10 protein-coding genes and 1 riboswitch are annotated in these 11,936 nt (G+C 46.6%); of the genes, 9 read left to right on the top strand and 1 reads right to left on the bottom strand.

The window, feature by feature from the left end:
- Window positions 1-396 precede the first annotated feature (396 nt).
- The 3 genes from C7R94_RS18815 to C7R94_RS18800 all read left to right on the top strand — a co-directional run bounded on the left by C7R94_RS18815 (window position 397) and on the right by C7R94_RS18800 (window position 3,623).
- Window positions 397-1,098, top strand: a complete 702-nt coding sequence (locus tag C7R94_RS18815) for an SDR family oxidoreductase (RefSeq protein ID WP_106783631.1) — start codon at window positions 397-399, stop codon at window positions 1,096-1,098.
- A 255-nt stretch (window positions 1,099-1,353) separates the two neighbouring features.
- On the top strand, window positions 1,354-1,908 hold the full coding sequence (locus tag C7R94_RS18805) for an RNA polymerase sigma factor (protein WP_106783627.1): 555 nt from the start codon (window positions 1,354-1,356) through the stop codon (window positions 1,906-1,908).
- Window positions 1,905-3,623, top strand: coding sequence for a DUF4179 domain-containing protein (locus tag C7R94_RS18800; RefSeq protein WP_106783625.1), 1,719 nt, complete (start codon window positions 1,905-1,907; stop codon window positions 3,621-3,623). The genes C7R94_RS18805 and C7R94_RS18800 overlap by 4 nt, the downstream gene beginning before the upstream one ends.
- Before the next feature lie 58 nt (window positions 3,624-3,681).
- On the opposite strand, the gene C7R94_RS18795 is transcribed toward C7R94_RS18800, so the two are convergent.
- Window positions 3,682-4,911 (bottom strand): MFS transporter, encoded by a 1,230-nt coding sequence (locus tag C7R94_RS18795; protein WP_106783622.1) that lies wholly within the window; start codon window positions 4,909-4,911, stop codon window positions 3,682-3,684.
- A gap of 186 nt (window positions 4,912-5,097) precedes the next feature.
- Here C7R94_RS18795 and C7R94_RS18790 point away from each other — a divergent pair, with 186 nt between their 5' ends.
- The 6 genes from C7R94_RS18790 (at window position 5,098) to C7R94_RS18765 (ending at window position 11,934) form a co-directional block, all read left to right on the top strand.
- Window positions 5,098-6,084: an LCP family protein gene (locus C7R94_RS18790; RefSeq protein ID WP_106783620.1), complete on the top strand. Its 987-nt coding sequence runs from the start codon at window positions 5,098-5,100 to the stop codon at window positions 6,082-6,084.
- Window positions 6,085-6,184: 100 nt separating this feature from the next.
- Window positions 6,185-7,633 carry a spore germination protein gene (locus tag C7R94_RS18785; protein WP_106783618.1) on the top strand — a complete coding sequence of 483 codons (1,449 nt, stop codon included), beginning with the start codon at window positions 6,185-6,187 and terminating at the stop codon, window positions 7,631-7,633.
- Window positions 7,634-7,650: 17 nt separating this feature from the next.
- Window positions 7,651-8,781: a GerAB/ArcD/ProY family transporter gene (locus C7R94_RS18780; RefSeq protein WP_106783615.1), complete on the top strand. Its 1,131-nt coding sequence runs from the start codon at window positions 7,651-7,653 to the stop codon at window positions 8,779-8,781.
- Entirely contained in the window at window positions 8,762-9,922 is a 1,161-nt protein-coding gene (locus C7R94_RS18775; RefSeq protein WP_106783613.1) for a Ger(x)C family spore germination protein, read from the top strand. The genes C7R94_RS18780 and C7R94_RS18775 overlap by 20 nt, the downstream gene beginning before the upstream one ends.
- 116 nt (window positions 9,923-10,038) lie before the next feature.
- Window positions 10,039-10,155, top strand: a riboswitch (SAM riboswitch).
- 99 nt (window positions 10,156-10,254) lie between these two features.
- Window positions 10,255-11,268 (top strand): methionine ABC transporter ATP-binding protein, encoded by a 1,014-nt coding sequence (locus C7R94_RS18770; protein WP_047074071.1) that lies wholly within the window; start codon window positions 10,255-10,257, stop codon window positions 11,266-11,268.
- Window positions 11,269-11,934 carry a methionine ABC transporter permease gene (locus C7R94_RS18765; RefSeq protein WP_106783611.1) on the top strand — a complete coding sequence of 222 codons (666 nt, stop codon included), beginning with the start codon at window positions 11,269-11,271 and terminating at the stop codon, window positions 11,932-11,934. It abuts the gene before it with no gap.
- Window positions 11,935-11,936: the final 2 nt, after the last annotated feature.

Below are 11,936 nucleotides of genomic sequence, written 5' to 3'. Positions count from 1 at the left end.
CACAAGTCGCTACGTCTGGAATATTCTTCTCTGTCGTTACTGAGGACATTCCTTCATTCTTTTAAATCTTTAAAAGCCCGTTTAAACAGGGAAAGCTCGTAGAGGAAACAGGAGAAAACAGCGAAGATCTTAGGGACACCGACCGAGACGCAATGCAAAAAGCGAAACACGCCCTTAAGCGGCCACCTCTGAAATGCATCCTGAAGAGACCACTTTGGCCGCGGTTTCGCTTTTTGCATGGAGCCGGGCAGTCAATCCCCCAGTGGGTGGACCTAGAAGCTGAGCGTTTTCTCCTGTTTCCTCCCCAGCACTACAGCCGTAACTCAACTGGGATTGATTTCCTTTTGTTGCAATACTAAAATGTTTAATAAGTATAACAACGGAGGAGGAGAGAGAATGAGCAAGCTGGTAGTGATTACAGGCGTGACACGTGGTTTAGGCAGGGAAATGGTTGAGCGTTTTCACGAAGCAGGCTGGACGGTTGCAGGCTGCGGTCGTTCGGAAAAAGAGGTGCAAGGATTGCGTCAGCAATTCGGAGATCAGCATCATTTTTCTATTGTCGACGTTTCGGTCATGGAGCAGGTGGAAAAGTGGGCAGAGGAAGTCAGAGCCGAGGTGGGCGTTCCCGATCTGTTGATTAACAATGCCTCTATTATAAACCGGAACAGTCCAGTCATTAGTCTTGCAGCAAATGAGTTTTCAAGAGTGATGGACATCAATGTGAATGGTGTTTTCTATGTGATTCGCGCCTTTTTACCGTTTATGGTTCAGCGCGCAAAAGGCGGAGTCGTCGTCAATATTAGCTCGTACTGGGGAAGACACGGGGAAGCGTTTTTATCGCCGTACTGCGCTTCGAAGTTCGCCATCGAGGGATTGACGCAATCATTGGCAGCCGAATTACCTGAGGGAATGGCAGCCGTGACACTTGATCCAGGAGGCAGCATCGATACTTCAATGCTTCGTTCATGCTCACCAGAAGATGTGGACACCGCACCAAATCCGGTAGAGTGGAGCCGTGTGGCGGTACCGTATATCATCGGACTAGGGCCGCAAGACAACGGAAAGTCGCTTACTTGCCCTCCAGTGAGAAACAACTGAATATCGGTTGCTATTTTTTCATCAGCTGTCGAGATGCCCTCGGCAGCTTTTTTTTGCATGGAAAAATTCCCTGTCGATGGGAGACTTTATTTATCGACTATTTCACTTCCATGAATATTTTTCAAAAAAAGTTGCGATCTTTTTCCACCATTTTCCGTCGTATTAAGGTGTATAAGCAAAAAGGTGATAGCTGCGCAGCGTACCTTTTTGAACCTGTAGCCCTCGATACAGGTTTTGATATGGGGAGGAAGACAGATGCAGGACGACAGGCTGATCATTGAGGAGGTCCTCCAAGGGAACAAAGAGGCGTATTCTCAGATCATACAAAAATATAACAAAAGGGTCAGATTGCTCATTCGCAAGATGATCGGACAGCCGCATCTTGAGCAGGATATGGCTCAGGAGATCTTTATCAAGGTGTATTACCATTTGGGTGACTACAGCAAAAGCTCCGAATTTGGTGCCTGGCTCTACAGGATTGCCACCAATTATTGTTTCGATGAGCTGCGTAACAGGAAAAGATCGATTGCTGTTACAGATGCAGAGATTGAAGTGGCAACCAGCCAAACACCTGAAATGGAGTACCTTGCTAAGGAGCAGAGGACCTTTTTGCAAAATCGGATGATGACTCTGGAGTCCAAATACCGCGTCGTCCTGGAACTGCGTTACCTCCAATTTTTGAGCTACGAAGAAATTAGCGAGGAGCTGGATGTTCCCATCAGTACGGTGCGAACACGTCTTTCCAGAGGCAGGGCCAAGCTCAAAAATGCCATTACGAATTCGGGTAAAGGAGGGGACCTCTACCTATGACTTGCTTGGATACATTCATGCTGAACGCGTATTTGGAAGACAAGCTTCCTTTGCGAATGAAACAAGAAATACAACGGCATCTGGATACATGCAGCGCGTGCCAGATCAAGTTTGAACAATATCTCGATGAGCTGGATAACTTCGATGATGAAGCCGGAGATGTATGGCAGACGGAGGCAACTATCCAAAATGTCATGGAAAAGCTCCCCGCATACCCGATGAACGTACTCAAACCAATTCAAAAAAAGCCAGTTCAAATAAATTGGAAAAAGCGGAGTGTGGATATTGTGAAGAAAACAACGATCGCAGTTGCAGGGTTGGCTATGGTGGTCACATTCGGAACAGCAGTTTCTCCTACGTTTGCGAGCTATATGAATGGGATCTATGCATCGATCAATCCGAGTGAGATAACGGTAACAAAAGGGCCATACAATGCGAAACAAGCAGTCAACCTGTTTGATAAAAAGCAGACAGACATTGGCGTGAAGAAAGCGGCAGAAAACGGCTTTGTACAGCCACTTGACTTGAAGGTGACAGACCAAGGGCTGACCATGGAGATCAATGCGGTTGTAGCCGATCCGATGCGTATCATAGTGCTGGGCTCTGTGAAGGACTCGTCAGGCAAAAAGCTTCCTTCGTTCTGGAAGGATCAGTTCACGTTCATTTCAAGCGACAATTTGAATGAATTTAGGGAAGTTCGACTGAAAGATAAAAATGGCAAAGTAATCACGAGAATAGATGATAAATCGCAGGAATTGCTGCGCTGGCTGCCCCTGCCGAATGGTGAAAACTTCGCCTTCGGCTACCAAAGCGATATGGACGATTTCTTTAATGAAGCGAATCCAATACCGGACGAATTGATTTTGGAAATGCGTGTGAAGCGCCTGACAGATACCAAAGGCACGTGGAATTTCGATATCCCGATTGATATGCGACCAGCAAAAGCAGCCATGAAAACAGTAGCGGTGAACAAGCAGTTAGAAACTCCAACCGGGACGACAGTGGAGTTAAAGGAAGCGCGCTTCGCCCCCACTGGTACGGAGCTGAAGTTCACGACCAGCAAGCCGGATAGAAAACTACAGGGCATTCGTTACGAGCTCGTGGATGAAACGGGCACCGTAGTGGGCAAATGGGATGACATGATGCACGACGATGAAAGGGATGACAATCTCGTTATCATAGGCGAGAGTTATGGCGCGGGGAGCTACTCGCACATAGACTATACAAGAAGGGAACCATTGACGAGTTGGGTTCATACGTACATGCCAATAGACCCGGCCAAGAACCTGACACTGAAGCTCGATGCAGTCTATACAGCAGAAAAGTCAACGTTCCAGACTAAGCTGCCATTGGTTGAACTGAAAAAGAAACCGATCACTGTAAAAAGTGACGGAAATGAGTTTACTTTTAAATCCGTGAAAAAGGAAATGGAAGATGATATTACGGTTTACACAATTGAAGTAGAGGGCAAGTTTGCCAAAGGTATTGTCGGAGTTCCAAACGATTGGAAGGTGTCCGATGATAAGGGAAATGATGAAGGGGGCAATTTCTTATTCGACCAGACAGTCAATGAGGACGGCACATCGAACATCACAGGCCAACTGACGGTTTGGAGTGAAAATGCAGATGTGAAGGAACTGACGGTTGGTTTCAACGCGATGTACAAAGAGCATAAGGCAGGTTGGGAAGTATCTATCAAGGAAGAAAAGAAATAATTTAACCAAAAAGCCGCTCGGTCCTGTAAAAGGATCGGGCGGCTTCTTTGCAGTGAAATTAGTATTTGGCAACCTCAGTTCGTTTTTCCCGATGAAAATAAGCATGCAACAAACAGAGCAAGACCGAACCCGCAGAGACAAGCGTTGCCAAGAACAGAGTAGGATTAATTCCACCATGGTCATACATGAACCCCATAGCCAGCGGCCCCAAGAGCCTTCCACCGGTGGTAATCGCCCCTACGACCCCCAAATAAAATGGTGCATTCTCTCCGGTTTTTTCCGATATAAAAGTAGGGATAGTGGGTGAGATGAGCATTTCTCCAAATGTAGTGATAACCATTCCGACAACAAATGCGTAATAACTACCGTGGTAGACAAGCATACACCCAAAACCGACAGCATACGCGATGGCACTGACGACGAGTTGTGCGGACAAGCTCTGATTCAACAGCCGCTTGATCCAAGACGTGATGGGCTGCCCGGCAAAAATGATAATCCCGTTGATGGTCCACAGCCAGCTATACGAAGACAGAGGCATACCTTGTTCGGTAATATAAGGAGCGACGCCTGTATTCCATACCGTATTGGAAAAGAAAATGAATGCTGCGCCCAATGCCATAAACAAGTACAATTGGTAGCGGAATAGCAGGGTAAAGTTATTTTTCACGCGACTCTTTTGCTGTTCTTCCAGGTTTTCTCCGACCAGCTCCTGATGGGATATGTTTTTCATAAAAAGGAAGAAGAACAAGGCAAATAATAAGGTGCTCGTGCTGTTGAACCAAAAAGTAAGCTGGAAGGATAAAGTGGCAATGACGCCGGCCAACGCGGTACCGATTGCCATCCCCAAATTATTGCCGACGTAGACGATGTTAAACAATTCTCGGCGCTGTTCTTTCCAGCGAAAACCGATAAATGCTTGAATGGCTGGGAACGACAGGTTGAACGTAAAGCCAAGCCCCAACATGAGAAGCAGGTAGACTGGCCAGCTTTGGACGAAAGGAATGGAAAATTGAATAAGACCTTGAATAATCAATGCGCCGACAATGAGACGCTTGGCACCTAGTCGATGAAACAACGAACCGCCGATGAATTGTCCGAAGATGCCAGCCAGAGATTGGGTCATCAGGACGAATCCAGCTTCTGTCATCGAGCGTTGCAAAATGGTATGTACGTATAAGGTAGTAAGTGGCCACATAAAAGCGCTCCCGGAGGAGTTAATAAAGCTCGCGATGAGGAAGAAAATGGCCTCACGTGGATAGCGATTGAGGAAAGCTGACGGTGATATCACGCGAATGCACCCCTTACCTTTATGGATAAGAATAGTATAGTGAATATTCTAAACTTTGTAAAACAAAATGTATGTAATGTCACAGGTACCCAAATAAAGGCTGCTCCACTTTTCGCAAATTCGAGTATACTAAACAAAGTGGAGAGATGACATCAACTGAGGATAGAGAGAATAAAGGTGGACTTTATGAAAATATGGAAACGAGTGTTGCTTCTTCTACTTGTCGTGATGGCTGCGACAGTTGGATATTACGGATACTCTTTTTATCAATTTGCTCAAAACATTCAAGAACCCAACATAGCACCGCCTAGTGGTGGGAATTCCACCAAAGCTGCAGAAATACCAGAGTGGGATGGCAAGGAACGGGTCAATATCCTGCTGATGGGAGTAGACCGCAGAGGAATGAAAAATAACGGTCTTCCTCGTTCTGATTCCATGATGCTGGTCAGCATCGATCCTACGGGGAAACGTTATGATATGTTTTCAATCCTGCGTGATACGTATGTAGATATTCCGGGTAAAGGTAGCTCGCGGATCAACTCCGCGATTGTAGAAGGTGGACCTGAGCTGGCAATGGAAACTGTTAGTCAGTTCACTGGACTTCCGGTGGATCGTTATGTGATTACTGACTTTGAAGGCTTCAAGGCTCTGATTGATGCAGTGGGCGGAGTCGAGATCGATGTAGAAAAAAACATGTATTATCATGACCCGACAGACAAAGGTGCCTACGATATTAATTTGAAAAAGGGTCTGCAAAAGCTGGATGGAGACAAGGCCTTGCAATATGTTCGTTTCCGCCATGATGCGACCTCCGATTATACACGGACGGAGCGTCAGCGGAAATTAATGACGGCAGTCGTGGATCAGATGAAAAATGGTACAACGCTGATCCAGCTTCCTACCATTTTGAAGGAAGTAACACCGTATGTTCAAACTAATATTAGCTCGGCGGACATGCTGAAGCTATCTGCACTCGGATTAAAATTGAATACGTTAGAGCCAGGTAACTATCAGCTGCCGCCAATGGGGATGTTCCGTGAGTCCCACCGCGCAGGTTCAGTTCTGGTTCCGGATGTCGATCAAGTTCAGTCGTTTATCCAGGAGAAAACCAAACCTGCTATATCGGAAGCAGAACGGACAATAGAGGGCAATACAGACAGCACGCGAAATTAGGCGTGCTGTTTTTTTTGTGGCAAAAATCATGGGGAAAGGCAAGTTTTGACATGTATTAGGGAAGACTAACCATGGTTTTCTGAAAATGGGGTGATGGTAGATGGATCGGGAGGGTAATCGTAGTTGGTTTACTCATACGGCAGATCTGGTTATTGAGCATGTTGATCGGCCAGATGGATGCGTACAAATATATTTTTTATCCAGCATGGCTGACTCCAAAGTAGTTTACAACGAACTAATGCCCAAACTCCGTCTTCTTTGCCTGGATGAGGTCGGAATTGAACATGTCGAGAAACAGCTTGGAACAGCTGGAGGGAACCGCATCTTTCGGGAAACAGATGCGATCTCCAGATTATTGAGCGGGGACATCTACATCCACGTGGAAGGGGCTAATTACGGTGTTACAGTCCCCAGCGGGGATACGGTTGGAAGGAGTGTGCAGTCTGCTGAAATTGAAACAGTGGTATTGGGGCCACAGCTGGCCTTTGTGGAAGAGATTCAGGTCAACCTCTGCATTCTTCGCAAGTATTTGCCAAGCTCATTACTGTTCCATGAACGCCTCTTAGTTGGCGAGTTGATTCCGACAGAGGTTTCCATTCTTTATTTGGACGGAATAGCAGACCCGGAAAATGTAAATACAATAAGGCAGCGTCTTCAGGATATCCGAGCGGAGAGCGATATGGATGCGGGCATATTGTCTCAATATCTGGCAGATAACGAGATGTCGATATTTCCAACACTTCAATTGACGGAACGGCCGGACCGCGCAGTGCAAGGATTGCGTCATGGCCAGATTGTGGTGATTGCACAGGGCAGCCCGTTTGTACTCTTGGGACCAACCACCTTTTTGCGGTTTTTTCAGTCACCTGATGACTACTATTTGAGATGGAACCTGGCTAGTTTTAATCGTGTGATGCGAATCATTGCCATGTTTATCTCTCTTCTATTGACGCCCATCTATGTGGCCACACTTACGTTCCATTATGAAATGATTCCGGCTGATTTACTGCTTTCGCTCGCTCAGTCAAGGTCGCGCGTACCTTTTCCCCCTCTCTGGGAAGCGATCTTCATGGAGCTCATCATTGAACTGTTGCGGGAAGCAGGAGCGAGATTGCCTACGAAAGTGGGGCAGACGATCGGTATCGTTGGCGGTATCGTGATCGGACAGGCAACCGTACAGGCGGGGTTTACGAGCAATATTCTGATTATTATCGTGGCGTTAGGAGCCCTTTCTTCCTTTATTGCCCCCAGCTATATGATCAGTTCCACCATCAGGGTCATCCGTTTTCCGATGATACTCCTTTCTGGCCTTTTAGGGGCAGTTGGCATCGTGGCAGGCTTCAGCTTTCTGGCAAGTCATTTATTGCGCCAGAAGAGTTTGGGCCGCCCATATATGTATCCGGTTTTTCCCGTGCGCTTTTCGGATTGGAAAAATAGTTTGATACGCGCACCTTTGTCCTTACTCCCGAGACGACTCATGTTTTTTACTCCAAAACAGAGGATGCGGTTCGACCCTAAAAGGGGGAGGCGAAAAGAGGACATCGATTAACGAGAGAGAGGGAGTTTATGAAGGTCAATGATGAGGTCAAAGCTGGTAACACCATTTCGTCTCTCCATACGGGCTTTATTGTGCTATCCACGCAAATCGGGGTTGGGATACTGGGATACCAACGAGTTGTAGCCAAAGAAGCTGGACATGACGCGTGGATATCCGTCTTGATGGCAGGCATTGTGACCCATGTAACCGTCTGGGTCATCTTAAAGACTTTGAAGAGATATCCGTCCGCCGACCTTTATGGAATTCATCAGGAGGTTTACGGGAAACACCTAGGGGCATTTTTGAGCCTGTTCTATACCTTGTATTTTTTCTTGTCGGCAACGATTATTCTGCGCGGCTATGTCGAGGTTGTGCAGACCTGGGTTTTTCCCAACTTGGCTACATGGGTGTTGACCGCCATTATCCTCTTTCTTGCCTGGTACACGATTCTTGGGGGAATTCGGGTAATTGCCGGGTATATTTTCTTCTCTGTATCTGTTGCGATCTGGTTGATTGGTGATTTGTTCTTTCCCTTGCGATTTGCCGAATGGGATTACTTACGTCCGGTATTGGAAGCGAATATAGGGCAGCTGCTAAAAGGGATGATAGGCATGTCATTGTCAACGATTGGATTTGAAGTACTGTATGCCGTCTATCCCTTTGTGCAGGATAAAGAGCGCTTAAACCGGGGGGCGCAGTTTGGTGTGCTGACAACCAACTTGATCTACTTGTTTTTGATGATTGTTTCCTTGGTGTTTTTCAGTCAGGGGCAATTGATGAGGACCATATGGCCAACTTTGAATTTGAAAAAAATGGTGTACTTCCCAATCCTGGAGCGGTTTGAGCTGGTTGCCATCTCCATCTGGATGATCATTATCCTTCCGAATGTCATTATGTACATCTGGTGTGGGGTCCGGGGATTGAAACGGATTTTTGGCTGGAATATGAGAAATACCCTGTATGGTATATTGCCGATCATTTTCATTTCTTCGCTGTTCATTGTCACTAGAGAGGAAATGAACACAATGAACGATATTTACGGCCAGATTGGGATGTATCTGGCTTATGCGTATCCCTATGTTCTTTACCTGTTGGTAGCTTGGAGGCAGGGGATAGGTGGAGCCAAGGAGGAATCTGCTGATGTATCGGTGCCAAAGTAAGGGATGGTTGATCGGGAAGAGAGGGTTTACCCTTTTGCTTGTACTCATTTTTTCAGTTACGGGGTGCTCTAATCGACAAATTTTTGATGAAACAGGCCTCGTAACTTTGGTTGGATACGACCTGACGAAAGATAGACAAATTCGGGCAACCATTGTTATGCCCTCCATTAATCCTGAGGCAAAAGAAAAAATGCAGATAATGTCTGATGTTGGGGAGACGAGCAAGGGCATACGGGATAAGACAAACTTGCAGTCGGACAAACGTGTCTTGGCAGGCCAGTTGCGGGTAGCGCTCTATGGAAAGGATATGGCCAAGGCGGGAATCGGAAGCCTAATCGATACGCTGTACCGCGATCCATCGCTCTCAAGCAGAATCTTCCTTTGTGTGTACGAGGGGGAGACATATGAATTGCTGACATATCCCTATAAATCGCAGGGCAATATCGGAACGTACATGTATCGGATGATCGATCAAAATATCAGAGGAGAGAAAATTCCATCCTCAACGATTCATGAATTTATTCGAGCCTATTATGACGAGGGAATCGATTCGCAAATGCCTTATGTATCACGCAAAGGAGACGAAATTGTTATCAAAGGCGTGGCTTTGTTTAAAGGAGATAAATATATTGATTGGATTTCGCCCAATGAAGCATTTATCTTAAAGCTGATTCGGGGCAAGTACAAGACGGGCAGCTATGAGATATCAGTCCCTGCTAAAACTTTCAATATGACTCCCAACAGCCCGGCGGGAGAAAAAGAAGAGGTGCAATTAGTCTTTGATACGATCAACAGCGAGTCAAAAGTCCAATTGGAACAGGCCGATCCACCAAAATTCAAAGTGAATATTCATTTAAAAGCCCGCATTTTAGAGCTGACCGTTCCGATTAAGCTGGATAATCCGAGTTTGATGAGGAAGATGGAGGAGGCCCTGGAGAAGGAATTAGAAAGACAAGCAAGGATAGTCATGAAAAAGCTCCAAGATTTGGAGGTCGACCCGACGGGCTTTGGCATTGTCTATAAGGCAAACGTGAGAAGAAAAGAGAAAATGGCTATGGATGAATGGAGAGAGAAGTACAAAAAGGCAAGGTTTGAATTTCAAGTAGAGGCGACAGTTACCCGTAATGGTGTAATGGACTAAGTGTGTCAAAAAACTTTTTCCTGCTATTACTATTGACGTGATATTTTCAAAAAGGATATAATCCGTTTTGTATCATCAAGAAATAGAAAAAACGAACATAATATACGTAGATATCTTTCTTATCAAGAGAGGCGGAGGGACAGGCCCTATGAAGCCCGGCAGCCGGTTCATTTTTGAATGAACGTCGCGGTGCCAATTCCTACAGGATTGTTTGGATCTTGTGTAGATGAGAAGGGTGGATGCGAACGTATACATTGCGTTGCAGCCCCTTTTTCGTTTATGAAAAAGGGGTTTTCATATTTTATCAAGATTATGGTCGGGAGGTGGATGCGTTGATCCAACTGCGTCATTTGCATAAAAGCTATCAAGTACAGGGTAAAACCATCCCAGCGTTAACGGGGATCGACCTTTCCATAGAGCAAGGCGAGATTTACGGGATTATCGGACACTCTGGTGCAGGGAAAAGTACGTTGATCCGGTGCATCAATTTGCTAGAGCGCCCAACTTCAGGGGAAGTTATTGTGGACGGCGTCGATTTGACAAAGCTGGATGAAGGGAAGCTGCAAGAAAAGCGTCGCGCAATCGGCATGATTTTTCAGCACTTCAACTTGCTGTCATCTTCGACAGTCGGCGAAAATGTCGCTTTTCCGCTCAAGCTGGCAAAGCGTCCGAAGGCAGAGATTGATAAGAAAGTAAACGAGCTGCTGAAGCTGGTGGGCTTGGAGGCACATAAGGACAAATATCCTTCCCAGCTGTCTGGCGGACAGAAGCAGCGCGTCGGGATCGCCCGTGCGCTCGCGAATGATCCAAAAGTGCTGCTCTGTGACGAAGCTACATCGGCTCTCGATCCGCAGACGACGAACTCCATTCTGGCACTGCTCTTGGACATCAACCGCAAACTGGGCTTGACCATTGTGTTGATTACCCACGAGATGCACGTCATTCGCTCTATTTGTGATCGTGTCGGCGTGATTGATGGAGGAAAGATCGTCGAGTCGGGTAACGTACTGGATGTATTCCTTCGTCCGAAGCATCCAACGACACAAGAATTCGTGGAGCAAGTAGCAGATTCTACAGAGCTGCGCGAAGCGGTTGAGCACGAAAAGGCTTCGGGGAACCGCACGATTGCTCGTGTCACCTTCCTCGGTGAAAAAACGTACCAGCCGATCCTATTCCAAACGATGCAAGAGACAGGTACGGTGTTCAGCATTTTGCAGGGAACCATTTCTCGCATGAAGGATACGCCGTATGGTCAGCTGGTGATCGAGCTAGAAGGCGATGTTGCACAAAATCAAAAGACCATTGAAACGCTGCGCCAACGTGGCTTGGAAGTAGAGGTGATATAAATGGACTGGACATTCGAGAATGTGGATTGGGCTGAAATCGGCGAAGGTACGATAGACACGCTCACGATGCTCGGCTTTTCCACCCTGTTTACCGTCCTGATTGGTTTGCCGTTGGGCATCATTCTGTTTTTGACTTCACGCGGACAGCTTTTGCAAAACCGCACTTTTTATACGATCGCATCATTCGTTGTCAACGTATTGCGCTCGGTACCATTTATCATTCTGATGATCTTGCTGATTCCTGTGACGAAAATGATCGTAGGAACCTCCCTCGGCGTACTGGGTGCCATTCCGCCGCTCGTGTTTGGTGCCGCTCCATTTTTCGCGCGTTTGGTGGAAACCTCTCTGCGTGAGATTGATAAAGGCGTGATTGAGGCCGCACAATCTATGGGTGCTTCCAATTGGCAGATCGTCTGGAATGTCCTTTTGCCAGAGTCTAGATCAGGACTGATCGCAGGTATTACGATCACGACGGTTACGCTGGTCTCCTACACTGCAATGTCTGGGGTTATTGGCGGTGGCGGTTTGGGTGATTTGGCGATCCGATACGGTTATCAGCGTTTCCAAACCGATGTCATGATTGTGACTGTTGTTATTTTGCTGGTGATGGTACAGATCTTACAATCGCTGGGGGACCGTCTGGTTCTGAAATTCAGCCGTAAATAGGA

Origin of the sequence: Brevibacillus sp. NRRL NRS-603 (genome assembly GCF_003013445.1) — a bacterium.
In the GTDB taxonomy this organism is placed as follows: domain Bacteria; phylum Bacillota; class Bacilli; order Brevibacillales; family Brevibacillaceae; genus Brevibacillus; species Brevibacillus formosus.
This window is presented reverse-complemented; position numbering and strand designations above follow the sequence as displayed.

Coding starts and splice junctions, on each gene's coding strand:
- C7R94_RS18815 (WP_106783631.1), top strand. CDS start 397: ATGAGCAAGCTGGTAGTGATTACAGGCGTGACACGTGGTTTAGGCAGG.
- C7R94_RS18805 (WP_106783627.1), top strand. CDS start 1,354: ATGCAGGACGACAGGCTGATCATTGAGGAGGTCCTCCAAGGGAACAAA.
- C7R94_RS18800 (WP_106783625.1), top strand. CDS start 1,905: ATGACTTGCTTGGATACATTCATGCTGAACGCGTATTTGGAAGACAAG.
- C7R94_RS18790 (WP_106783620.1), top strand. CDS start 5,098: ATGAAAATATGGAAACGAGTGTTGCTTCTTCTACTTGTCGTGATGGCT.
- C7R94_RS18785 (WP_106783618.1), top strand. CDS start 6,185: ATGGATCGGGAGGGTAATCGTAGTTGGTTTACTCATACGGCAGATCTG.
- C7R94_RS18780 (WP_106783615.1), top strand. CDS start 7,651: ATGAAGGTCAATGATGAGGTCAAAGCTGGTAACACCATTTCGTCTCTC.
- C7R94_RS18775 (WP_106783613.1), top strand. CDS start 8,762: ATGTATCGGTGCCAAAGTAAGGGATGGTTGATCGGGAAGAGAGGGTTT.
- C7R94_RS18765 (WP_106783611.1), top strand. CDS start 11,269: ATGGACTGGACATTCGAGAATGTGGATTGGGCTGAAATCGGCGAAGGT.